Genomic DNA, 24134 nt, shown 5'->3' with positions numbered 1-24134 from the left:
AGGGCCGGGCGACCCATCCACGCCGCACCGTCAACGGGTCGCCCCGGCGCGGCGCTTGTTGTAGACGTCGAACGCGACGGCGACGAGCAGCACCAGCCCCTTCACCACCGACTGCATCGACTGGTCGACGCCCATCAACTGCATGCCGTTGCTCATCACCGCCATGATCAGGCCACCCACCATGGCACCGACCACGGTGCCGACGCCACCGGTGACGGCCGCGCCGCCGATGAACGCCGCGGCGATCGCGTCCAGCTCGAACATGTTGCCGGCCGCCGGCTGCGCGCCGTTGGAACGGGAGGAGAAGATGACGCCCGCCACCGCGGACAGGAAGCCCATGTTGACGAAGATCCAGAAGTTGACCGTACGGACCTTCACACCCGACAGCATCGCCGCCGGCAGGTTGCCGCCGATCGCGTAGACCTGCCGACCGAACACGGTACGCCGGGTGAGCAGCCCGTAGACCAGCACCAGCACGGCCAGGATGATCAGCACGATGGGCAGGCCCCGGGCGTTTGCCAACTGCCAGGCGAACCACATGACCACGGCGCCGACCAGGACCATCCGCGCGACGAACAACGCGAACGACTCCACCGGCTGCTGGTAGCGGATCCGCGCCACCCGGGTACGGAAGCAACTGACCACGTATCCGGCCACCGCGATGCCGCCGATGAGCAGGGTGAAGGCGTCGTAGCCGTCCCCGCCGATCAGCCCGTTGAGGAAGCCGGCCGCGATCCGGTTGTACTCCGCCGGGAACGGCGACAGCGAGATGTTGTCGAGCACCCGCAGTGTCAGACCACGGAACAGCAGCATGCCGGCGAGGGTCACGATGAAGGCGGGGATGCCGACGTACGCGACCCAGAAGCCGTGCCACGCGCCGACGGCGAGCCCGACGGCCACCGCCGCGAGCACCCCCAGCCACCAGGGTTGCCCCTGCCGGATGACGACCACGGCGGAGACCGCGCCGGTCAGCGCCACCACCGAGCCGACCGACAGGTCGATGTGCCCGCCGATGATCACGATGACCATGCCGATGGCGAGCACCAGGATGTAGGAGTACTGGAGGACGATGTTGGTGATGTTGCCGGGGCTCAGCGAGAGACCGTCGGTGAGGAAGGCGAAGAGCGCGACGATGACGACGAGCGCCACGAAGATGCCGCTCTGCCGCAGGTTGTTCATGATCAGCGTACGGGGGTCGCTGCTGCCGACGTGCAGTGCGTCGGCGGGCGTACTCTCGGTCGACCCGCCCTTGTGCACCGAGGAGGGCTTGGTGCTGGTCATCTGACGGATTCCTTGTCCTTCGCCATGAGTTCCATGAGCTTCTCCTGGGTCGCCTCGGCCGCCGGCAGCACGCCGGTGATCCGGCCCGCCGACAGGGTGTAGATGCGGTCGCACATGCCCAGCAGTTCCGGCAGTTCGGACGAGATCATGATGACCGCCTTACCGTCGGCCACCAGTTGGTTGATGATCGTGTAGATCTCGAACTTCGCCCCGACGTCGATGCCCCGGGTCGGCTCGTCCAGGATCAACACGTCCGGGTCGGTGAACAGCCACTTCGACAGGACGACCTTCTGCTGGTTGCCGCCGGAGAGCTTGCCCACCACGGACAGCACGCTCGGCGCCTTGATGTTCATGTCGCGCCGGCTGGACTCGGCGACCCGGGTCTCCTCGTTGTCGTGCACCCATCCGGCGCGGGCCAGCCTGCGCAGCCCGGCCGAGGACACGTTGTGCCGGATGTCGTCGATGAGGTTGAGGCCGAAGCGCTTACGGTCCTCGGTCGCGTACGCGATGCCGTTGCCGATCGCCTCGGACACCGACCGTGCCCTGATCTCCTTGCCGTGCATGTACAGCCGACCGGAGATGTCCCGCCCGTACGAGCGTCCGAAGACGCTCATCGCCAGCTCGGTACGGCCCGCCCCCATCAACCCGGCGATGCCGACCACCTCCCCGGCCCGTACGTCGAGGCTCGCACCGTCGACGACCAGCCGGTCCTGGGTGGGATGCCGGACGGTCCAGTCCTCGATGCGCAGCACCTCCGCTCCCGGGGAGGAGACCCGGTCGGGGTAGAAGCTGTCCAGGTCGCGGCCGACCATGCCGCGGATGATCCGCTCCTGGTTCACCTCGCCCGAGCCCATCTCCAGTCGTTCCACCGTGCGGCCGTCGCGCAGCACGGTGGTCGAGTCGGCGATGGCGGTTATCTCGTTGAGCTTGTGCGAGATCATGATGCAGGTGATGCCCTGGTCGCGCAGCCGGCGCATCAGGTTCAGCAGGTGCGCGGAGTCGACGTCGTTGAGCGCGGCCGTCGGCTCGTCCAGGATCAGCAGTTTGACCTCTTTGGACAGCGCCTTGGCGATCTCGACCAGTTGCTGTTTGCCGACGCCGAGTTGCACCACGGGGGTGACCGGGTTCTCGTGCAGGCCGACCGAGGCGAGCAGCTTCGCCGCCTCGGCGTTTGTGCGGTTCCAGTCGATCAGGCCGCTGCGGCCACGGCGTTCGTTGCCGAGGAAGATGTTCTCGGCGATGGAGAGGTACGGCACCAGGGCGAGTTCCTGGTGGATGATGACGATGCCGTGGGCCTCGCTGTCGCGGATGCCGCGGAAGTCCACAGGTTTGCCGTCGAGCAGGATCTCGCCGGAGTAGCTGCCCGACGGGTAGACCCCCGACAGCACCTTCATCAGGGTGGACTTGCCGGCGCCGTTCTCCCCGCAGATGGCGTGGATCTCGCCACGCCGTACGGCGAGGGTGACGTCCTGGAGCGCCGCCACCCCCGGGAAGGTCTTGGTGATGCGACGCATCTCGAGGATGTGGTCGTCCATGATCACCGTCCTGCGGTCTCGATCGTGGTGCGGGGCTAAGTGGTGCGGTCGAAGATGGGTCCGGGCTCGGCGGCGGGCACCCGCCGCCGAGCCCGGGGAGTGCCGTCAGCCCTTGGCCTGGCCGGCGGCGACCTCCTCGGCGGTGAAGTATCCGGAGTCGATCAGGACCGGCTTGATGTCGTCCTTGAACACGGTCTGCACCGGCAGCAGGTACGACGGGACGACCTTGACCCCGTTGTTGTAGGTCTCGGTGTCGTTGGCCTGCGGCGTCTTGTCCTGGAGGAACGACTCACCGGCGACCACGGCCTGCTCGGCCAGCAGCCGGGTGTCCTTGAAGATCGTGGAACTCTGCACGCCGTCGTTGATCAGCTTGACCGAGGCGATCTCGGCGTCCTGTCCGGTCACCACCGGCATGTCGCCGCTGTAGCCGGCGTTCTGCAAGGCGGTGATGATGCCGCGCGACAGGCCGTCGTACGGCGAGAGCACCCCGGCGACCTTGCTGCCGTCGTTGTAGCTCGACGTCAGCAGGTCCTCCATCCGCTTCTGCGCGCCCTCCTGCTGCCAGCGCAGGATCGCCACCTGATCGATCTTGGTCTGACCGGACTTCACCTTCAGCGTGCCGGCGTCGATGAACGGCTTGAGGGTTTCCATGGCGCCGTTGAAGAAGAAGTGGGCGTTGTTGTCGTCGAGCGAGCCGGCGAACAGTTCGATGTTGAACGGCCCGGTCGCCTCGCCCTTCCCGCCGTCCTTGGTCTGCAGGCCCAGACCGACGAGAAGCGCGGTGGCCTGCGCCACGCCGACCTTGAAGTTGTCGAAGCTGACGTAGAAGTCGACGTTCGGGCTGTCCCGGATGAGCCGGTCGTAGGCGATGACCGGGATCTTGGCGTCGGCCGCCGCCTGCAACTGCCCGCTGAGCGCCGTGCCGTCGATCGCCGCGATGATCAGCACGTCGGCACCACGGGTGATCATCTGGTCGACCTGCTGCGACTGGGTGGGGATGTCGTCGCCGGCGTACTGAAGGTCCACCTTGTAGCCCTTGGCCTCCAGCTTCTCCTTGACGGAGTTGCCGTCGGCGATCCACCGCTCGGAGGTCTGGGTGGGCATCGAGACGCCGATGGTCAGATCGCCGGGCTTGTCGCTGTCATTGCCGCCACCGCCGGCGCCGTCACCACTGCAGGCCGCCATGCTCAGCGCCAGGACGACGCTACCGAGAGCGGCCAGGATTTTTCTGCTCACTGGCTTCCCCAATCTGAACTCGCGCCGTCAGCCGGCTGCGTGGGTCGCACTTGGAGGCCAAGTGTTAGCGCTCACATGTACCAGGTCAACACCTGCCCGGAAATCCAGCGGTCACGGTCTCGTAACGTTCCCAGGGCTCCTCCGATCGACCAATTAGCCGCAGGTCAGAGCGGGTCGCGCCGACGAACGCAGCGGCATCTCATCGATGCCCGAGGATGCCTTTGTCGCGTCGAACGCGACTCGGTGGCGGTCGCCGCGCACCACCCGGACGCCACCCGCGCGCCGTCGCGCACCGGGGGCGACGTCGATGACCACGAAGGGTGACAACGGAGACCACAAGAGACAGTCGGAGGCGGCGCATCATCGTCACCGAGCAGGCGACCCCGAGGCCTCCGTCACGACGGCGGGGCCGTCCGAGCGGGTTCCGATGACCCGCCCGTCCTTGACAGCGCACCGACTCTCGGAAGATGCTCTGCTAAATCAGTTTAGCGACTGCATCCCCCGGACCCCTGAGCAGTTGTCAGCACGCGCGGGCCAGTCGCACCCCACCAGGGAGGATCGATGAGACTGCGCAGGGCGCTGATCGCCGTCGCCGCGGCGCTGGCGATCGGCATGTCCGGTACGGCCTACGCCGCAGCCGGCGACCGGGGCGGTGCCGGCGGCATCGCCAGCATCACCCCCATCACCACCGTCTACACCTACGGTCAGAAGGTCTCGGCCGTGGCCGTCGAGTACCCGGCCACGGTCAACCCGCGCACCCTGGACACCTCGACCTTCGCGGTGTCCGACACGACGTACAACTTCCGCTTCAACCCGATCGAAGACCTGCCCAAGCTGGCGGAGCGGACGATCACCCACACCTACACCAACGACGCGCCGACCATCCGCGCCGACCGGCGGTCGGTGCCGGGGCGGTACGTCATCGTGGAGTTGGACCCGGACGAGAACCTCGGCTGGACCGTCGTGCTCTCCAAGTGCCCGACCTTCCTGTGCCACGTCAAGGTCAACGAGGACCTGCCGACCCGGGTGGTCCAGCGCAAGGACGTCCACGCCCAGCCGGGCAACGGCAAGGGCAAGGGTCCGGTGCTGGTCAAGGCGGCGCCGACCACCGCGCACCCGGTCACCGAGCAGGCCGTCAACCTGCTCGTCGACGACTTCCGGTACGGCTCGTACCTCAGCGGCGGCATGGTCCTGCCCTACCACTACCACCTGCCGAAGAACTACCAGCCCGGCAGGACGTACCCGCTGATGGTGGTCCTGCCCGGCCACGGCATGGGCTGGGACGGCGACAACCTGGGCGTGCAGATCGCCGCCGACATCCCGGCGACGGCCTGGTTGCAGTCGAGCTGGACCGGCAGCACCGAGGACGTCATCGTGCTGGCGCCGCAGAACCAGCGGGTCGGTCTGCCCGCCGAGGGGGACCTGCTGATCCGGCTGGTCGAGCAGTTCGTCAAGGACCACCCGGTGGACAGCGGCCGGGTCTACGCCACCACCGTGTCGTACGGCTCGCGTCTGCTGTGGGAGGCGTTCGCCAAGCGGCCCGACCTGTTCACCGCCGGCCTGGTCACCGGTGGCTTCCAGATCAGCGCCGCCCAGGCGATCGCGATCGCCGCCGGTGAGGTGCCGCTCTGGATCACCCACGGGGTCAACGACCACCTGCTCAACATCTCGCTGGCCCGTAACACGCACGCCGCATTGCGGGCGGCGTACCAGGCGCAGGGCACCTCGCCCGAGCGGACCGCCGAGCTGCTGCGCTACACCGAGTACGGCAACGAGGCGTTCTCGCTGCCGGACTACCACGCCGCCTACGGCCCGACGTACGAGGACAGCAGCATCCTGCGGTGGCTGCTGGCCCAGCGGTGACGCACCGGTGATGATCGTCGCCTGACGCGGCGCGCCGACCGCGGCACCCCCGTGGTGCGCGGCCGGCGCGCCGCTTTCGATGGTCCGTGCCCGCCCGGCGGTGCGGGCACGGACGTGTAGGGGCCGACCCGGGCGTTCCTCAGCCGCCGATCGCGACGGCGAAGATGTGCATGGTCGGCACGTTGGCGGCCGGTCGCGCGCTGATGTTGGGCAGCTCGACCCGGCTCACCGGCTTGTTCTGCAACCCCACCCCGACGTAGTAGACGCAGGCGGAGACGTTGTGCCGCTGGTTGCCGGGCCGGTTCTGGTACGCCGTCACGATGGCGGCGGTGGCACCGGCGTGCGGTCCGCCGTACCAGTCGGGGGTGCTCAACGTGAAGCTCTGCCGGGTGCCGTCGGCGTAGACCACCGTGGCGGTGCCGGACACCGCACCGTAGGTGCCGGTGGCGAGGAACCCGAGCGTGCGACCCGTACCGGTCACGCTTATCGACTGCCCTGAGGCGATGGCGTTGTCCGCGCCGCCGGGGGCCACGTTCGGCCAGCGGAAGTTCACACCGTTGCGGCTCACCGTGCTGCCCGGGGTGACGCCGGCCTGGGCCAGGGCCTGCGCGGAGAGGCTGGCGCCGTTGCCGTCGAAGTTGGCCGCCCCGGTGTTGGTGTCGTTTGTGGTGCTGGCGTTGCTGAAGCTCTGCTCCAGCGTCGGTGCGGCCGCCGCCGAGCCGGTGGCCCGATAGGTGCGTCCACCCTGCACGGTGACCTCGATCAGGTCGGTCTCGACGCGGGTGGTGCGGGCCGGCGTGCCGTCGGTGGTGTCGACTACGGTGAAGGTGCCGGTGAACATCCGCCCGCGCAGGCGTACGGTGCCCGGCCGGTCCGGCCGGACGAGGATCTCGGTGGCCTGGCCGTTGCTCCAGGTGATGCCGACGGTGTGCCCACCGCGCCCGCGCAGGCCGCTGACCGAGCCGCTGGGCCAGGCGGCCGGCAGGGCGGGCAGCAGGTGCAGTTCACCGGCGTGGCTGTGCAGCAGCATCTCGGCGATGCCGGCGGTGGCGCCGAAGTTCCCGTCGATCTGGAACGGTGGGTGCAGGTCGAACATGTTGGGGGCGAGCCGGGCGGTGGTGGCCAGGTAGCGGATGAGGTCGTGGGCGCGGTTGCCTTCCTCGAGGCGGGCCCAGAAGTTGATTTTCCAGGCCAGCGACCAGCCGGTGCCGTCGTCGCCACGGATCTCCAGGGTCCGGCGGGCGGCCTCGAACAGTTGCGGGGTGCCGCGCCGGGTGATCTGGTTGCTGGGGGCGAGGCCGTAGAGGTGCGAGACGTGCCGGTGGTTGCGTTCGGTCTCCACCCAGTCGTAGAGCCACTCCATGATGTTGCCGCGCGAGCCGATCCGGGTCGGGGCGAGCCGGTCGCGGGTGGCCCGGACCTGGGCCCGGAAGGTGGCATCGGTGTTGAGGATCTCGCTGGCCCGGGCACAGCCGTCGAAGAGGTCGCGCAGGATCTGGTTGTCCATGGTCGGGCCGGCGCAGACGCTGGCGTCGGCATGGTGGCCGATCTCGGGTGAGTTCGACGGGTTGGTGACCAGGTAGCCGAGGCTGGGCTCGGTGACCAGGGTGTCGAGGAAGAACTGCGCGGCGCCCTTCATGGCGGGGTAGTTGGCGCGCAGGAAGTCCAGGTCGCCGGTGAACAGGTAGTGGTCCCAGATCATGGTGGCCAGCCACGCGCCGCCGGTCTGCCACATCCCCCAGAACGCGCCGTCGACCACCGACGATCCGCGCCAGGCGTCGGTGTTGTGGTGGGTGACCCATCCCCCGGCCCCGTACTGCACCTGGGCGGTACGTGCGCCACTGACGGTCAGGTCCTGGATCATCGAGAACACCGGTTGGTAGCACTCGGACAGGTTCGTGGTGTCCGCCGGCCAGTAGTTCATTGGCAGGTTCGCGTTGATCGTGTACTTCGAGTCCCAGGCCGGGGTCAGCGAGTCGTTCCAGATGCCCTGGAGGTTCGCCGGTTGGGTGCCCGGCCGCGACGAGGAGATCAGCAGGTACCGGCCGTACTGGAAGAGCAGGGTCGAGAACTGCGGATCGTTCACCGAGTTGTGCTGGGCGATCCGGACGTCCGTCGGCTGGTCCGCGGCCGACGTACGCCCCAGGTCGAGACTGACCCGACCGAACAGCGCCTGGTAGTCGGCCACGTGCCGGGCGCGCAGCTGGTCGTAGCTGCTGGCCCGGGCCGCAGTGAGGTGCCGTCGCGCGATGCCCTGGTAGTCGCCGCCGACGTTGCGGAAGTTGACATAGCTGGAGCCGATCGAGACGAGCAGGGTCACGCTTGTGGCGCCGGTGACCCGCAGCGTCCCACCGGAGCTGCTCACGGTGCCGCCGCTGACGGTGGCGTGCGCCAGCGCGAGGAACCGGACTGCTCCGGTCACGCCTTCCTGGTTGCCGGAGACGCCGTCGAGAGCGATCGTGGCCCCGTCCGGACTGGACACGGTGGTCCGCTGCGGGCTGTCGAACGTCGCGGTGAAGGTGATCGAGGCGGACCGGTCGGCGGTCAACCGCATCGCGATGACCTGGTCCGGCGCGCTGGCGAAGACCTCCCGCTGGAAGCGCACCCCGTTCATCACGTAGCTGACGGAGGTGGTCGCGGTGGTGAGGTCCAGCTGGCGGTTGTACTGCGAGGTGCCGCTGGCGCTGGCGAAAGCCAGCCGGAGATTGCCGACGGTCTGGTATGCCAGTTGCCCGACCGGGTTGCCGAGCATGGTCTGGTTGATCAGGTTCTGGGCCTGGGTCCACTGGTTGGCGAAGACCAGCCGCCGGATCTCCGCGAGCGAGCCCTGGCCTCTGGGGTTGCTGGAGTCGTGCGGCCCACCGGCCCAGACGGTGTCCTCGTTGAGCTGGAGCCGTTCCGTGTCGCTGTTGCCGAACACCATGGCGCCCAGTCGGCCGTTGCCGATCGGCAACGCCCGCAGCCAGTCGGTGCCGGCGGAGCGGTCGTACCAGAGCGCGAGGTCGCCGGCCGCCAGCACCTGTGGGGGTGCCACCGAGTCGGCGCGGGCGACTGCCGTCCACGGCAGCGGCAGCAGGGCGCCCCCGGCGCCGGCCGCGCCGATCTTGAGGGCCTGCCGTCGGGTCAGGTCTGACATCGATCCTCCAAGGCGGTGACCGATCCCGGCCACCCGAAGCGCGGAAACACTGATTGAGGAATCAGCCCGTTGAAGCCAGCCGCGGCCGCGATGCGTCAGGTCGCCGGTAGCCTGCGAACCAGGCAGACATCTGATGTGTTTCGGAAATGTTACTACCGGCTCGCGCGATAGGCAATGGTCGATGCTTGCGGCGAACCTGCCCGACTGACTGGAGAAAACCGCTGCTGGAGGCGACCAGCGAGAGCTGATCGCCCACCTCAGGCGACACCCGGACACGCCGAGGAAGACGGCCAGCGGAGCAGTCACCGGTCGCTTACATCAGATGTTTTCGGGTACGCTTTTCTGCGTCGGGCTGCGTGGTGGCGGCTATCCGGAGCCGCGACGAGGGTGGGGAATCCGGTCCATGTTGGCCAGCCGGACGAGTGCGGCGGTGCGCAGCACGGCGGGCTCGTCGAGGGCGAGCCGGCGCGCATGCTCGACGATCAGGTCCGGTATCCGGTAGCGGACCCCGCACTCGACGACCAGCCGGCGCTCCACCAGGTCGGCCAGGGTGCGTCGGGCGTGCACGAGGGTCAGGTTGCCCAGCGCCGCCGCCGCGCACACGTCGAAATCCGGGCCCGGGTGCAGACCCAGACAGCGGAACAACCGCCTCCGGCTGGCAGGCAGGGCGTGGTAGGCCAGGTCGAAGGCAGCCGTCGCGGCCCGCTGCTCCGCAGCCGCGTCGAGCGGCTGACGGCGTACGCGGTCAAGCGCGACGAACGCGGCGGCGGTGGTACCGCTCGGCAGCCGCCCCGCGTACCGCACCTGGCCTGGTAGCCGCATGAAACCCCCTCCCACCAGCCGAACTCGGCAGTGACCTCCGACTTCGACGGTGGCCGCCACCGGCGACCAAGGTGTCCTGCTCATGTCGAGAGATAAAATGTTATCGATAACACTGCAGGAGTCAATGGCACGACAGTTCAGCGGGCGAGCCAGCCGCCATCGACCGGGATGATCGCCCCGTGCAGATAGGCCGCGGCGTCGGAGGCCAGGAAGACGGTGATCCCCGCGAGGTCCTCGGGCCGCCCCCAGCGTCCGGCCGGGATCCGCTCCAGGATGGCCTGGTTGCGTTCCGGCTGCTCGCGCAACGCCTGGGTGTTGTCCGTGCTGATGTAGCCCGGCGCGATGGCGTTGACGTTGACACCGTGCCGCGCCCACTCGTTTGCCAACGCACGGGTCAGCCCGGCGATCCCCGATTTCGCCGCGGCGTAGCCGGGCACGGTGATGCCCCCTTGGAAGCTCAACATCGACGCGGTGAAGATGATCTTCCCGCTGCCCCGGGCCACCATGTCCCGACCGACCTCGCGGGCGAGCAGGAACGGCGCGGACAGGTCGACCTCCAGCACGTGGTCCCAGTCGGCGTCGGAGTGCTCGGCTGCCGGCGCGCGGCGGATGGTGCCGGCGTTGTTGACCAGGATGTCCACCGGTCGGTCCCGCTGGCCGAGCCACCGCGCGAGCGCCCGGACGGCCTCGCGGTCGGACAGGTCCGCCCGGTACGGCACGAACGAACGCCCCTGCGCGCCGACCCGGGCCGCGACCTCGCTACCGGTCTCCCCCAGTGCGGCGCTCACCCCGATCACGTCGGCGCCGGCCGCCGCGAGCGCTTCGGCCATCGCCAGGCCGATGCCGCGGCGGCAGCCGGTCACCACGGCCAGCCGGCCACCGAGGTCGAACATCGTCACGCGTCTCCTCCACAGTCGATGAGCACCTTGACGTCGCCACCGGTGGCCAGTGCCTCGAACGCCTGCGCCACCTCGGTCAACGGCACGATGCGGGAGATCAGTCGGTCGACCGGCACCTGACCACCGTGCACCAGACGGACCGCCTCGACGTAGTCCGCGCGCTCGTAGACGCGTACGCCGATCACCTCCAGCTCGCGCCAGAAGATCCGGTGCAGGTCCACCTCGCGGGGGGCGGGGTGGATCGCCACCACGACCAACCGCCCGCGTACGGCGAGCAGGTCCGTCGCCGTACGGACACCGGCGGCTGATCCCGACACCTCGTACACCACCTCGGCACCGGCGCCCCCGGTCACCTCGTGGACGTAGCCGGCGACGTCGACCGTCGCGGGATCCACCGCGGACAGGCCGAGGTCGGCGGCGAGTTGACGCCGCCGCGGGTCGAGTTCGAGCACGGTCACCTGGGCACCGGTCGTCCGCGCGACGGTGCCGATGAGCAGCCCGACCGGGCCGGCGCCGATGACCACCGCGTGTTCACCGGCGGCCAGGCGGGACCGCCGTACGTCGTGCACGGCCACCGCAGTCGGCTCCACCAGCGCGGCGTGGGCCAGGGACAGCCCTTCGGGCAGCGGCACCAGGATCCGCGCCGGCACCGTCCAGGACTGCTGCATCGCGCCGGGCGAGTCGATGCCGACGAAGTTGAGCCGGTGACAGATGTGGGTGTGCCCGGCACGGCAGGCGGGACAGTCGCCGCACCAGTCCAGCGGCATCACCGTCACCGGGTCCCCCACCCTGTGGCCCTCGACACCCGCGCCCAACTCCGCGATACGGCCCGACATCTCGTGTCCGATCACCGCCGGTCGCTGGACCCGCTGGTCCATCGCGCCGTGGGCGATGTGCAGGTCGGTGCCGCAGATCCCGGTGTAGGCGACCTCGATGCGGACCTGCCCGGGACCGGGCGGCACCGGGTCGGCCTCCTTGACGACGAAGGTCTGGTCGCCGACGTAGTACGCGCTGCGGTTCACGCCGCCTCCTCGGTCAGGTGCTTGTCGACGGACGTGACCGGACGCCGGTCCCGCTGCCCGGGTGGCACGGCGGACCGCGACGGCGACAAACGTCCGATGTCTCTATAGTGGTGGAAGCTGGTACCGGTCACCGCCGGTGGATCCGAGCCGAGGGTGCGAGGCGGGCCGGGCCGAAGGGGGCGTGGATGGCACTGACCGACGACGCGATCGCGAAGATCCGGAGCATGATCCAGAGCGGTGAGTTGCCGCCTGGGGCGCGGCTGCCACCGGAACCACAACTGGCCGCCCAGATGGGGCTCTCCCGCAGCGGCGTCCGGGAGGCGGTGAAGGTGCTGGAGTCGGCCCGGGTGCTCGACGTACGACGCGGTGACGGCACCTATGTCACAAGTCTCGCTCCTCGACTGCTGCTGGAGGGGCTGGGCCTGGCGGTCGAGCTGCTGCGCGACGACACCCTGCTGGAGGTCATGGAGGTGCGCCGGATGCTGGAGCCGGTGGCGACCGGCCTGGCGGCGCTGCGGATGACCGACGCCCAACTCGACGAACTGGCCCAGATCCTGGAGGACATGCGGGCGGCGGCCGACGACGCCGAGAAGCTGATCCAGTTCGACACCGCCTTCCACCACACCGTCATCGCCACCACCGGCAACGAGACCCTCACCTCGCTGCTGGACGGGCTCTCCAGCCGTACGTTGCGGGCTCGGGTGTGGCGTGGCCTGATCGAGGGCAACGCGGCACACAAGACGATCGACGAACACCACGCCATCTATCTCGCCCTGCGTTCGCGTGACCAGCTGCTCGCCCAGGCCAGCGCGCTGATCCACGTGAACACCTCCGAGGCGTGGTTGCGCACGGTGCTCGCGGCCAACGCGGCGAAGGCCCAGCGACGGGCTCATCCGGGTGCTCCGGCGGGGCGGATCGACGGCACGGACAGGTCGTAGGTGCGTATCGCGGTGCCGGCGAAGATCTCGTTGCGCTGCCGGTCGGTAAGCGTCGGCAGGGCCGCCTCCAGGGCCCGCCGCACGCCCGGATAGTCCGACCTGAGCAGGCACACCGGCCAGTCCGAACCAAACATCAGACGATCGGCGCCGAACTGTTTCACCGCCTCCTCGACGAACGGCCGCAGGTCGTCCGGCGACCAGTGCGGCGCCGCCTCGGTCACCAGGCCGGACAGCTTGGCGGTCACGTTCGGGTGCGCCGCCAGGTCGGTCAACGGCGTACGCCACCGGCGCAGTCCCGCCGCACCCTCGTCGATGCGGGGCTTGCCGAGGTGGTCCAGAACGAACCGGAGTTCGGGCAGCGCCTGGGCCGCCCGGGTCGCGGCGGGCAGCTGATCGGCCCGGATCACCAGGTCGAACACCAGGCCGGCGGCGGCGATCTCGGCCAGTCCCCGGCGTACCTCGGGCCGATCGAGGTAGTCGGGGTCGGTCTCCCCCTGCACCTGCGAGCGGAGCCCGACCAGCAACTCGCCACCGCGCAGCCGCCGGTATCCGGCGATGGTCTCGGCGACGTCACCGGCGGCCACGTCGAGCCAGGCCACCACCCCCAGGATCGGCGCGGTGTCGGCGGCGTAGCCGAGGAACTCGGCCGCCTCGTCGGGATGGCAGCGACCACCCTCGACGAGCACCGTGCCGTCCACCCCGGTCGCGCTCAGCTCGGCGGTCAAGTCCTGCGGCGTGAACGGCCGGCGGATGACCGTCAGCTCGGGCTCGTCGAGCCAGGTGTAGCCGCGTTCCGGCCGCCACAGGTGGTGATGCGCGTCGATGATCATGCCGGCGCTCCCGCCATGGTCGGCGCGGCCCACTCCGGGCCGTCGGGGTAGCGGTAGTCGGCCAGCGCGGCGGGCACGAGTTGGGCGCTCATGCCCGGCGCGGTGGGGGCCAGGTAGCGACCGTCGCTGATGCGTACCGGATCGACGAAGTGTTCGTGCAGGTGGTCGACGTACTCGATGGCCCGGTCGTCGGTGCTGCCGCTGAGCGCGACGAAGTCGAACATGGCGAGGTGCTGTACCAGTTCGCACAGGCCCACCCCACCGGCGTGCGGGCAGACCGGCACCCCGAACTTGGCGGCGAGCAGCAGGATCGCCAGGTTCTCGTTGACGCCGGCGACCCGGCACGCGTCGATCTGCACCACGTCGACCGCCTCGGCCTGGAGCAACTGCTTGAACATCACCGCGTTGTGCACGTGCTCGCCGGTGGCCACCTTCACCGGTGCCAGGGCGGCGCGTACGGCGGCGTGGCCCAGCACGTCGTCGGGCGAGGTCGGCTCCTCGATCCAGTACGGGTCGAACACGGCCAGCTCACGCATCCACTCGATCGCCTCGGGTACGCCCCAGACCTGGTTGGCGTCCACCGCGATGCGCACGTGCGGCCCGACCGACTGCCGGGCGATGCCCATCCGGCGAATGTCGTCGGCCAGGTTGCCGCCGACCTTGAGCTTGATCAGGCGGTACCCCGCCTCGACGGCCTCCCGGCACAGCCGGGCCAGCTTCTTGTCGTCGTAGCCCAGCCAGCCGGGTGTGGTGGTGTAGGCCGGGTAGCCCTCGGCCCGCAGGACCCGCTCGCGCTCGGCGCGGCCGTCGGCGGCGGCCCGCAGCAGCGCCACCGCCTCCTGCTCGGTGAGGGCGTCGCGCAGGTAGCGGAAGTCCACCTGGGCCACGAGTTGTTCCGGGGTGAGGTCGGCCAGCAGCTTCCACAACGGCTGGCCGGCCCGCCGGGCGGCCAGGTCCCACACCGCGTTGACCAGGCCGCCGGCGGCCATGTGCACCACGCCCTTCTCCGGGCCCAGCCAGCGGATCTGGCTGTCGCCGACGAGTCGCCGGGCCAGCGCGCCGGGGTCGGCGACGAGCTCGTCGACCGACTGACCGATCACCATGGCGGCCAACGACTGCACCGCCGCCACCTGGATCTCGGTGCCGCGTCCCACCGTGAAGACCAGACCGTGTCCTTCGGCCCCGGCGGTGGTACGCAGCAGCACGTACGCGGCGGAGTAGTCCGGGAACGGGTTCATCGCGTCCGACCCGTCCCGGTGCCGGGAGGTGGGGAATCGTACGTCGATGGTCTCTACGGACGAGATGAGTTCAGTCACCGGGGCTCCTGTGGGATCGGACATCTGACCTGCCTGTGCCGGGTGCTCGCCGGTCGGGGCGCCGCAGCGGTGCACCTCATGTCTGTGCCTTGCCTCCGGTGATGCGGGAGACCACCAGGGCCACCAGGATGACCGTGCCGTTGAGGAAGTTGGTCCACTGTGCGGGCACACCGGCCAGGGTCAACACGTTGATGATCATGAACAGGAGCAGCACTCCGGTGAAGGCGCCGAACACGGTGCCCTTGCCGCCGTTGAGGCTGACCCCACCGATGACGGCGGCGGCGAACACCTGGAAGATGGCACCGCTGCCCTGCGCCGCGGGCACCGAGGCGAGCCGACCGCTGATCAGCAGCCCGGCCAGGGCGGCGAGCATGCTGGCGACGATCAGCGCGATCCACAGCACCCGGTCGGTACGGATGCCGGCGGCGCGGGCCGCGTCGACGTTGCCGCCGATGGCGTAGAGCGCCCGACCGGCCCGGGTGTAGCCCAGCACCACGATGCCGACCGCGAACAGCAGCAACGACACCCAGATCGACACCGGTACGGCGAACCAGCTCGCCGAGCCCAGGTAGGTCATCGACTCGGGCAGGGCGAAGAAGGTCTTGCCACCGGAGATACCGGTCAGCAGTCCGCGCAGCACGATGAGCATGCCCAGCGTGACGATGAACCCGTTGAGGCCGAACCGGACGATGAGCAGGCCGTTGAAGGCGCCGACGAGGGCGCCGACGGCCAGCACGACCGGGACCGCCCAGGCCGACGGCAGTACGTCGAGCCCGAGGCCACGGGTCAGGGCCGGGTCGACGACCAGCCAGGCGGCGATGCCGGGGGCGAGCCCGAAGGTGGATTCCAGGGACAGGTCCATCTTCCCGGTGATCAGCACGATTGTCTGGGCGAGCACCACGATCGCGATCTCCGACATGCTCTGCAGCACGTTGATGATGTTGTCGGAGCTGAGGAAGACCGGGTTGACGACGAACCCGACGATCGCGACCGCGATGATCGCCGGCACCAGGGCCAGGTCCCGCAGTCGGGCGATGGCCAGCGTCCGTGACGGCGGCCGGGTCGGTGGTGGTGGCGCGGCAGCCGGTGACGCGGCGGTGGACAGCGTCTCAGACATGGTGGAGGTCCACCCCTTCCATGGCGGCTACCAGATCGTTGTCGCTCCAGCCGTGAGCCATCTCGCGGACGACCCGCCCCTGGAACATCACCAGCACGCGGTCGCAGATCCGCAGGTCGTCCACCTCGTCGGAGACGACGAGCACGGTCGTGCCGCGGCGTCGTACCTGCTCGACGACGCCGAGCAGAGTCTGCTTGGACCGCACGTCGACACCGGCGGTCGGCGTGATGAGCACCAGCAGCTTCGGGTCGCTGGCCAGCGCCCGACCCATCACCACCTTCTGCTGGTTGCCGCCGGACAGCTCCGCGACGGGCACCTGCGGGCCGGCCGCCTTGATCGCAAGGTCGGCGATGCTCTGCCGGGCGAGGGCGTCGCGGCGCGCCGGGGAGATGAGGCCCCGCCGGCCGACCCGGTGCGGCACGGTCATCGTGACGTTCTCCGCGATGGACAGCAGCGGCACCAGTCCCTCCCGGTGCCGGTCCTGCGGGACCAGACCCACGCCGGCAGCCAACGCGTCGGGCACGCTGCCGGGACGCAACCGCCGGCCGTCGAGGGTGACCGTCCCGCCCGCCGGACGGGCCAGTCCGACGATCGCCTCGGCCACCTCGACCTTGCCGCTGCCGCCGCCACCGGCGATGCCGACGACCTCGCCGACCCTCGCCTCCAGCGACAGGTGCGCGCCGGAGGCGGTGACCAGGTCCCGTACCGACAGCAGCACCGGCACCTCGCGCGACGGTGGCCGAGGTGCCGCCTCGGGCATGCTCACGTCCTCGCCCGTCATGGCCGCCACCAGCGCCGGCCGGCTCAGCTGCGCCACCGGGGCGGTCACGATGTGCCGGGCGTCGCGGAACACCGTCACCTGGTCGCAGATCTCGTAGATCTCCTGGAGATGGTGGCTGATGAACAGGAACGTCACGCCCTGGGCGCGCAGGTCGCGGATGCGGGCGAACAACCGCCCGATGCCCGCGCCGTCCAGTTGGGCGGTCGGCTCGTCGAGGATGATGAACCGGGCCCCGAAGGACAGTGCCCGGGCGATCTCCACGAACTGCCGCTGCTCGACGGTGAGCGTCGCGGCGGGCTGGCGTACGTCGACGTCGACCGACCATTCGGCGAGCAGTTCCTGGGCCTGCCGGCGCAGGGTGTTCCAGCGGATCAGCCGGCCCGGCCCACGGGCGTGCCGGTTGAGGAACAGGTTCTCCGCCACCGTCAGGGCCGGGATGATCGTGGACTTCTGATAGACGCAGGCGACCTGCCGCCGCCACGCGTCGCGGTCGCCGAGCGGCGGTGCCGGCGCGCCGGCGAAGAGCACCCGGCCCTCGTCGGCTGCCTGCAGGCCGGTGAGGATGCCGACAAGCGTGGACTTGCCGGCGCCGTTGCGCCCGACCAGGGCGTGCGTCTCCCCGCGCCGGACCACGATGCCGGCCTCGGACAGGGCCAGTGTCGATCCGAAGCGTTTGGTGACGTTCACCGCCTCGACGACGGGCTGGTCGTCACCGACCGGCCCGGCGCTCGGGGCTTGCCGGGTGGCGCTCATCCGTTGTTGCCCCACAGCGCGGCGTCGTCGAACTTCGTGGTGGGCTCGCCGCCGATCGGCGCGCCGTCCAGGGTCACCAGCGGCGCGGGCAACTGGTCCTCCAGCAGCCCGTCACGCACCTGAATGATGGTGCTGCCGTGCTCGGTCGGGCCGGGCTGGAACGTCTTGCCCTCGATCGCCGCCTTGACGTACTCCAGCCCGTACTTGGCGTAGAGGTCGGCGGGCTGGCTGACGGTGGCGTCGATGAGGCCCGCGCCGATGTTCTTCAGCTCCTCGGGGATGCCGTCGTTGGAGACCACGAAGACGTGCCTGGGGTCGGTCGGGGGCACCTGAAGACCGCGTTGCTTGAGGATCTGCAGCGTGCCGGAGAGGGCGAACGACGACTGCATGTAGATGCCCTTGATGTCCGGGTCGGAGGCGAACCGGGTCTGGAGCTTCGACGCCGCCACGTCCGCCTTCCAGTCGGTGGCCTCGCCGAAGACGGTGATGCCGGGGAAGTCCCGTTGCATGCACTCGTTGAACGCCTCGGTGCGGTCCCGGCCGTTGATCGAGTCGAGGCCGCCCTGGAGCATCACCACCTTGCCCTTGCCGCCGAGCTTGGTGCCGAGGAACTGGCAGGCCTTCGTCCCGTACGCGCGGTTGTCGGCGCGGACCACCATGAACACGTTGCCGGTGTCCGGCCGGGTGTCGATGGTGACCACCGGGATCTTCTTGTCGTCGAGCTGGGCCAGCGTGGGCGCGATGGCCGCGGTGTCCTGCGGTGCCATCACCACGCCCTTGACCCCCTGGCTCATGAAGGTCTGGGTGTTCGAGATCAGGTTCGCGATGTCGTTCTGCGAGTTGGTGGTCTTCAGGTCGACTCCCAGCTCGGACGCGAACTGCGGCACGTAGGTGATGTACGAGTTCCAGAAGTCGGTGTCGGAGCGCGGGTAGTCCACCCCGACGAGCAGTTCGGAGCCGGACCCGCCGGTCGCGTCGTTGCCGCAGCCGGCGGCGAAGGTGGCCGACGCGGCGAGCATCGTGGCCACCCCCATACCGAGCAGAGCCCTACGGTTCATTGCCGTTCCTCCATATCGGGAAGTCATCGACACGGTCGCGCCCGGGGGACGGCGGCGACGCGGGTCGGACGGGGATGGCGAAGGATCAGACATCAAAGGCGACCTAGACATCGGACGTTATACGTTTCCGCCGCGTAACGTCAACGCCTCGATCCCGAGGCGGACGCGGCACTCGGCGCACGGGTCCGCGAAGAAGACACGCCGATAGGTCTGATGATTGACTGTGGCGACGACTCAGTGGGGCAAGCGGCTCATTCGCCAATGTCGGCGGTCACAACCGGTCGCCGATCGATCACTGTTTCGCGTCGAAGGGGCGCTGCGGGAACGCTAACATCGACGCCCGGTGATTGTCAGCCCTCGTCCCGAATCGTCCCCGGGACGGCGCACCGAAGACCGGCGTCACTGGCAGGCTGGGGGCATGAGTCGCCACATCCAAGTCACCTTCGACGCCCATGACCCGACGGCACTGTCGTCGTTCTGGCGGGACGTGCTGGGCTACGTACATCCCGGTCCGCCCGGGGTCGACCTGCCCGACGGCGCTGACCCGCTGGCCGCGTGGGACGACTTCCTCGCCCGACTCGGGGTGCCGCCGGAGCAGCGCAACACGCGATCGGCCATCGAGGACCCGGACGGGCACGGTCCCCGGCTGTTCTTCCAGCAGGTGCCGGAGGACAAGGTCACCAAGAACCGGGTCCATCTCGACGTGCGGGTCGCGCCCGGTTTGCAGGGCGACGAGCGGATGGCCGCGCTGGAGGCCGAGTGTGATCGGCTGGTGGCGCTGGGCGCGAGCCGGCTACGTCGGGTCGAACCCGCGCCGCCGTTCGAGAGCGGCTTCATCGTGATGGCCGATCCGGAGGGCAACGAGTTCTGCCTGGACTGAGCCGGCCCGAGGGGGTGGCGCCGACGCCACGGCCGGGGGGTACGGCCGTGGCGTCGGGTGTCCTACTCCCCCAGGCAGTCGCGCACCGCGGCGCTGAGCAGGTTGGCTCGTTCGTCGTCGAAGCCGCCCATCTGGTTGACCACGTAAGCGAAGCCGACCTGGTGGGCGTCGTCACCGAAGGCCAGGTGCCCGCCGGCACCGTCGTGGCCGAAGCTGCGTGGCCCGAGCATCGGCCGGGGCAGCGAGTGCACGAGGAACCCGGTGCCCCACTGGTGTCCGGCGTCGGGGTGGCCGTACACCTGCTGGCCGGCGGCGCGGACGGCGATCGCGTCGTCGACGGACGCGGCGGTGAGCAGCCGGGGCCCGTCGACCTCCGATACGCAGGCGGCGTAGAGCCGGGCGAGGCTCTCGGCCGTGCTGACCGCGCCCGCGCCGGGGACCTGCGCCGCCTGGATGGCCGGGTCGTTGAAGCTGACCTCGTTGTTCTCGTCGGCCGGGAACGGGAAGGCGCCGCCCATGGTGATGGCGCGCTCGGAGACCGGGTCGATCTCCGGGCCGGGGTCCCCGATCGGCCCCAGCATCCAGGCGACCGCGTCGCGTTCGGCGGCCGGCAGCCCGATCCAGGTACGCAGGCCGAGCGGCTCGGCGAGGGCCCGGGCGAACCAGACGCCGGGCAGCTCGCCGGTGATCCGGCGGATCACCTCACCGATCAGCCAGCCGAAGGTGATCGGGTGGTAGCTGTGCGCGGTGCCCGGCTTCCACAGTGGCGCCTGCGCCTCGATCGCCTGGATCACCGGATCCCAGGCGAGCACTTCCTCCCGGGTGAAGGGCTTGTCCAGCGCCGACAGGCCGGACTGGTGGGTGAGCAGCCAGCGGACGGGGATCTCCGCCTTGCCGTTCTGGCCGAACTCGGGCCAGTAGCGGGTGACCGGGGCGTCCAGGTCCAGCCGGCCCTGCTGGACCAGCAGGTACGCGCAGATCGTCATGATCCCCTTGGTGCAGGAGAAGACCACGGCCGGGGTACGGGCGGTCCACGGTCGTCCCGAGCGGGGGTCGGCCGACCCGCCGTGCAGGTCGACGACCTTGCGTCCGCGCCGGTAGACGGCGACCGCGGCGCCCACCTCCTGCCGGTGGGTGAAGTTGTCTCGGAACACGTCGGCGACCCGGCCGAAGCCGTCGGCGACGTCGCCGTGGATCTGGGTGTCGGTCAACCCGCTATCCCTTCACTGAGCCCTGAAGCAGGGCCTTGATGAACTGCCGCTGGAAGATCAGGAACACGATGAGTGTGGGGGTGAGGATCAACAACGACCCGGCGCACAGCAGCACCAGGTCCGTCCCCCACTGTCCCTGGAAAGCGCCGAGCGCACCAGCCATGGTCCGCTTGGTGGCATCGTCGACCATCACGATGGCGAGCAGGAACTGGTTCCAGGTCCAGAGGAACAGCAGGATCGTCAGCGAGGCGATCGCCGGGCGGGCCAGCGGCACGTGGATCCGCCAGAACAACTGCCAGGTGTTGCTGCCGTCGACCCGCGCCGCCTCGGACAGTTCGGCTGGCACGTTCGTGAAGTGCGCCCGCATCCAGAACACCGCGAACGGCATGTAGAGGCCGATCAGCGGCAGGATGATCGCCCAACGGGTGTTGAGCAGGCCCAGGTCCCGCATCTGGTAGTACAGCGGGGTGACCACCGCCTCGAAGGGCAGGGTGAGCCCGAGCAGCAGCAGCCCGAAGGCGATGTGGCCGCCGGGTACCCGCAGGTGACCGAGACCGAAGCCGGCCATGGTCGCGATGAGCACGCCGATCGGCACCACCCCGGCCACGATCAGCATGCTCGACTTGAGCAGGGCGCCCATGTTCGCGGCGGTGAAGGCGTCGGCGAAGTTGCTCCACTGTGGGTCCGACGGCCAGGCCAGACCGGTGGGTACGGTGCCGCGCGGTTGCAGCGCCGCCGACAGCATGCTCAGAAACGGCAGCAGGGTGACCACGACCAGGGCGATCAGGAAGATCCGCCCGCTCACCCGCTCGCTGCGACTGGTCAGGTTCATGGCTTCTCCCCTCGGGTCAGCCGCTGGATCGGCAGCACGCAGACCAGCACCAGCAGCATCAGCACCACGCCCAGGGCGGAGGCGAGCCCGACCTGCCGCTGGGAGAAGGCGAGCCGGTAGATCTCCAGGCCCGGCACGGTGGTCTGGATGCCCGGACCGCCGCTGGTGGAGATGTAGACGATGTCGAAGCTCGCCAGCGCCGCGATGACGGTCACCGTGAGGCAGACGCCGATCTCCTGGCGCAGGCTGGGCAGGGTCACCGCGAAGAACTCGCGGATCGGGCCCGCGCCGTCCATCCGGGCCGCCTCGTAGAGCGACGGGTCGATCTTGCTCATGCCGGTGACCAGCAGGATGGTGCAGAGGCCGAGCATGATCCAGGTCCCGATCACCCCGACCGCCGGCAGCGCGGTGCTGAACTCGCCGAGCCAGGGACGGGTGACGCGGTCCAGGCCGACGGCCCGCAGCAGCTGGTTGACCAGGCCGTTGCTGGACAGCACCCAGCTCCAGGCGATGCCGGCCGCGACCAGCGGGATCACCTGCGGCAGGAACAGCACGGTACGGACCAGGGTGCCGCCCGGCCCGGTGGTGATCCGCCGTACCAGGCTGGCCACCAGCAGACCGAGCGCGACCGGGATGAAGCTGAAGAAGATGATCAGGACGAACGCGTTCGTGATGATCTTCAGCAGGTCCCGGTCGGTGAAGACGGTCAGGTAGTTGTCGAACCCGACCCACTGGGCCGGCCCGATGCCGTTCCAGCGGTACAGCGAGTACTGCACGGTCAGCGCGAGCGGGCGCAGCACGAAGAAGCCGTACATGAGCAGAGCGGGCAGGACCCAGAGCCACCCGATCCACCGGGTCGGGCGACCCCTACGGTTTCGGCGCGCGGGTCGCGCAGGGTCCGCCCCGCCGGGCCGGGTCGCGGTGCCCGGCCCGGCGGGGACGCTGCCGAGGGCAGACGTCATCGGATTCCTTCCGTGGCTTCCCCGGCCCACGGGCCGGGGAAGAGGTCAGCGGGACAGTTCCTTCTCGTACTCGGCCTGCACCGCCTTGACGTAGCCCTGCGGGTTCTGCTGGCCGGCGATCAGCTTCTGCATCTCCGGGGTGATCGCCGAGGCGAAGATGCCGCCGGTGGCGTTGGCGGTGAAGTCGACGGCGCCGTTGTCCGCGCCGAGCTGCTGCGAGGCCTTGAGGGTCTCGGCCAGCACGGTGCCCTCGCCCACGGCCGGCAGCGCCGACGTGCTCGGGCCGCCCGGGTGCGAACCGCCGACGTTGACCGAGATCTCCCGGGCCTTGTCGTTGGTGTGCGCCCAGTTCAGGAAGTACGCGGCGGCGTCGGCGTTCTTGGCCTTGGCCCCGACGCCGAAGGTGTTCGGCGCGGACATCGCGACGCGCTTGGCGTCGGGGGTCTCACCCGGGAAGAGGAAGAAACCGACGTTGCCGGCCATGTTCTTGTCCAGGTTCGCCGACTCCCAGTCGCCGTTGAACATGAACACGCCGTTGCCCTTCATGAACTCGCCCATCATCGCGGTGTAGTCGATGGCGTTGGCGTCCTTCGGGAAGTACCCGGCCTGGGCCCACTTCTGGATGCTCTCGGTGGCCTTGAGGGCGGCCGGGGTGTCGAAGGTGGCGCCCGGCTTCTGGAAGATCCAGTCGGCGATCTGCTGCGGGTCGCCGAACTGGTTCTGCAGCGCCTGGTGCGGGAAGTTGATGCCTGCGGTGTTCTTGTTGAACTGCATGATCGGCTGGAGGTTCGCGGCCTTGGCCTTGGCCAGCAGGTCCTCGAACTCGGCGATGGTGGCCGGCGGCTGGGTCATGCCGATCTGCTCGGCCTGCTTCTTGTTGTAGAACACGCCGGTGACGCTGTAGCCCAGCCCCATGCCGTAGAGGGAGCCGCTGCCACGCTGGGCGCCACCGTCGGTGAGCCGCAGCTGCACCAGCTGGGAGGCGGGGAACTTGTCCCACCCGTGGGCGTCGAAGTACGGGTCCAGGTTCTTCAGCAGGCCGTCCTTGACCAGGTCGACCATGGTGGGCAGCCGGATGATGTCGGGCGCGTTGTCCGAGGCCAGGACGCGCGGCGCGTTCTCCACGATGACGGTGAACTGGTCTTCGCGGACGTTGAACGTGACGTTCGGGTGCTGCTTGGTGAACTCGTCGGCGAGCGCCTTGGCCAGCGGGAAGCCGGTCTCGGCGTACATCTCCAGGGTGATCGGGTCGGTGCCGAGCTCGGTGCTGACCGCGGCGTCGGCATCGCCCGACGGGGTCTGCTCCGTGCCCGGAGCGCTGCAGGCGGTGATGGTCAGGCCGGCGGTTAGCAGCGGCACGAGTAGTGCCAGCCGGCGTCGAGTGAACCTGGTGGAGAACTCCGGCACCTCAATGCTCCTTGACTCGTCCGCGTGCCTCGCCGTCCGGCGGTCCGGGCGCCCCGTGGATCGGCCTTCGGCCGGGTGGGACGTCGCGCCGGGACTCCGGCTCGCGGTATCCAATGACAAAATGGCGGAATACGTCCTCCGCCAGCGGCTCAACCACGTCGCTAAACTGATTTAGCAGAGCATGCGCGTGATGCCGGGCACTGTCAAGGAGCAGTTGGCAACGGTCCGGAAACAACCGGTTCACCTGGCGGGCCC

19 protein-coding genes are annotated in these 24134 nt (G+C 69.5%); 3 read left to right on the top strand and 16 right to left on the bottom strand.

All coding sequences use genetic code 11. From position 1 onward, the window contains the following. Window positions 1-30: 30 nt before the first annotated feature. The 3 genes from mmsB to chvE all read right to left on the bottom strand — a co-directional run bounded on the left by mmsB (window position 31) and on the right by chvE (window position 4052). Window positions 31-1281, bottom strand: a complete 1251-nt coding sequence (mmsB, locus tag VAB18032_RS14770) for a multiple monosaccharide ABC transporter permease (RefSeq protein WP_013733661.1) — start codon at window positions 1279-1281, stop codon at window positions 31-33. Further along, window positions 1278-2816: a multiple monosaccharide ABC transporter ATP-binding protein gene (gene mmsA / locus VAB18032_RS14765; protein WP_013733660.1), complete on the bottom strand. Its 1539-nt coding sequence runs from the start codon at window positions 2814-2816 to the stop codon at window positions 1278-1280. Before mmsA ends, mmsB begins: the two co-directional genes overlap by 4 nt. A gap of 105 nt (window positions 2817-2921) precedes the next feature. Beyond that, entirely contained in the window at window positions 2922-4052 is a 1131-nt protein-coding gene (gene chvE / locus VAB18032_RS14760; protein ID WP_043720736.1) for a multiple monosaccharide ABC transporter substrate-binding protein, read from the bottom strand. Between the two features lie 561 nt (window positions 4053-4613). Here chvE and VAB18032_RS14755 point away from each other — a divergent pair. Continuing rightward, window positions 4614-5915, top strand: coding sequence for a phospholipase/carboxylesterase (locus VAB18032_RS14755; RefSeq protein ID WP_013733657.1), 1302 nt, complete (start codon window positions 4614-4616; stop codon window positions 5913-5915). Window positions 5916-6054: 139 nt separating this feature from the next. On the opposite strand, the gene VAB18032_RS14750 is transcribed toward VAB18032_RS14755, so the two are convergent. From VAB18032_RS14750 to VAB18032_RS14735, 4 genes are all read right to left on the bottom strand, one after another. Continuing rightward, window positions 6055-9051 (bottom strand): glycoside hydrolase family 95 protein, encoded by a 2997-nt coding sequence (locus VAB18032_RS14750; protein ID WP_013733656.1) that lies wholly within the window; start codon window positions 9049-9051, stop codon window positions 6055-6057. 366 nt (window positions 9052-9417) lie between these two features. Beyond that, window positions 9418-9873: a hypothetical protein gene (locus tag VAB18032_RS14745; protein ID WP_013733655.1), complete on the bottom strand. Its 456-nt coding sequence runs from the start codon at window positions 9871-9873 to the stop codon at window positions 9418-9420. 137 nt (window positions 9874-10010) lie between these two features. After that, complete coding sequence (locus tag VAB18032_RS14740) at window positions 10011-10766, bottom strand: SDR family oxidoreductase (RefSeq protein WP_043720728.1); 756 nt, start codon at window positions 10764-10766, stop codon at window positions 10011-10013. A 2-nt stretch (window positions 10767-10768) separates the two neighbouring features. Continuing rightward, entirely contained in the window at window positions 10769-11794 is a 1026-nt protein-coding gene (locus VAB18032_RS14735; protein ID WP_013733653.1) for a zinc-dependent alcohol dehydrogenase, read from the bottom strand. Between the two features lie 185 nt (window positions 11795-11979). Between VAB18032_RS14735 and VAB18032_RS14730 the strand changes: the two genes are divergently transcribed. Further along, window positions 11980-12732, top strand: coding sequence for a FadR/GntR family transcriptional regulator (locus VAB18032_RS14730; protein ID WP_013733652.1), 753 nt, complete (start codon window positions 11980-11982; stop codon window positions 12730-12732). Here the strand turns inward: VAB18032_RS14730 and VAB18032_RS14725 are convergent. The 5 genes from VAB18032_RS14725 to VAB18032_RS14705 are packed head-to-tail and all read right to left on the bottom strand — an operon-like array spanning window position 12684 to window position 18587. Next, a complete protein-coding gene (locus VAB18032_RS14725; protein WP_043724318.1) occupies window positions 12684-13562 on the bottom strand; it encodes an amidohydrolase family protein in 879 nt (292 codons plus the stop codon). The two genes, VAB18032_RS14730 and VAB18032_RS14725, sit on opposite strands and share 49 nt — an antisense overlap. Next, window positions 13559-14902, bottom strand: a complete 1344-nt coding sequence (locus tag VAB18032_RS14720) for an enolase C-terminal domain-like protein (protein ID WP_043724315.1) — start codon at window positions 14900-14902, stop codon at window positions 13559-13561. Before VAB18032_RS14720 ends, VAB18032_RS14725 begins: the two co-directional genes overlap by 4 nt. Before the next feature lie 52 nt (window positions 14903-14954). Further along, entirely contained in the window at window positions 14955-15995 is a 1041-nt protein-coding gene (locus VAB18032_RS14715; RefSeq protein WP_013733649.1) for an ABC transporter permease, read from the bottom strand. Further along, window positions 15988-17529, bottom strand: coding sequence for a sugar ABC transporter ATP-binding protein (locus VAB18032_RS14710; protein ID WP_013733648.1), 1542 nt, complete (start codon window positions 17527-17529; stop codon window positions 15988-15990). Before VAB18032_RS14710 ends, VAB18032_RS14715 begins: the two co-directional genes overlap by 8 nt. Next, a complete protein-coding gene (locus VAB18032_RS14705; protein WP_043720725.1) occupies window positions 17526-18587 on the bottom strand; it encodes a sugar ABC transporter substrate-binding protein in 1062 nt (353 codons plus the stop codon). The genes VAB18032_RS14710 and VAB18032_RS14705 overlap by 4 nt, the downstream gene beginning before the upstream one ends. A gap of 418 nt (window positions 18588-19005) precedes the next feature. On the opposite strand from VAB18032_RS14705, the gene VAB18032_RS14700 reads away from it, so the two are divergent. Next, the gene (locus VAB18032_RS14700; protein ID WP_013733646.1) at window positions 19006-19467 is read left to right on the top strand and encodes a VOC family protein; all 462 of its coding nucleotides are present in this window, start codon (window positions 19006-19008) and stop codon (window positions 19465-19467) included. A 62-nt stretch (window positions 19468-19529) separates the two neighbouring features. Here the strand turns inward: VAB18032_RS14700 and VAB18032_RS14695 are convergent, their stop codons facing one another. From VAB18032_RS14695 to VAB18032_RS14680, 4 genes are read right to left on the bottom strand one after another with little or no spacing between them, the layout of a single operon-like run. Further along, window positions 19530-20678 (bottom strand): serine hydrolase domain-containing protein, encoded by a 1149-nt coding sequence (locus VAB18032_RS14695; RefSeq protein ID WP_013733645.1) that lies wholly within the window; start codon window positions 20676-20678, stop codon window positions 19530-19532. A 4-nt stretch (window positions 20679-20682) separates the two neighbouring features. Further along, window positions 20683-21510 (bottom strand): carbohydrate ABC transporter permease, encoded by an 828-nt coding sequence (locus tag VAB18032_RS14690; RefSeq protein WP_013733644.1) that lies wholly within the window; start codon window positions 21508-21510, stop codon window positions 20683-20685. Next, entirely contained in the window at window positions 21507-22472 is a 966-nt protein-coding gene (locus VAB18032_RS14685) for a carbohydrate ABC transporter permease (protein WP_013733643.1), read from the bottom strand. Before VAB18032_RS14685 ends, VAB18032_RS14690 begins: the two co-directional genes overlap by 4 nt. Window positions 22473-22517: 45 nt before the next feature. Continuing rightward, window positions 22518-23879 (bottom strand): ABC transporter substrate-binding protein, encoded by a 1362-nt coding sequence (locus tag VAB18032_RS14680; protein WP_013733642.1) that lies wholly within the window; start codon window positions 23877-23879, stop codon window positions 22518-22520. Window positions 23880-24134: the final 255 nt, after the last annotated feature.

This window comes from Micromonospora maris AB-18-032 (assembly GCF_000204155.1).
Taxonomy (GTDB): Bacteria; Actinomycetota; Actinomycetes; order Mycobacteriales; family Micromonosporaceae; genus Micromonospora; species Micromonospora gifhornensis.
The sequence above is the reverse complement of the archived record's forward strand: the minus strand, read 5'-3'. Positions and strand labels throughout refer to the sequence as shown.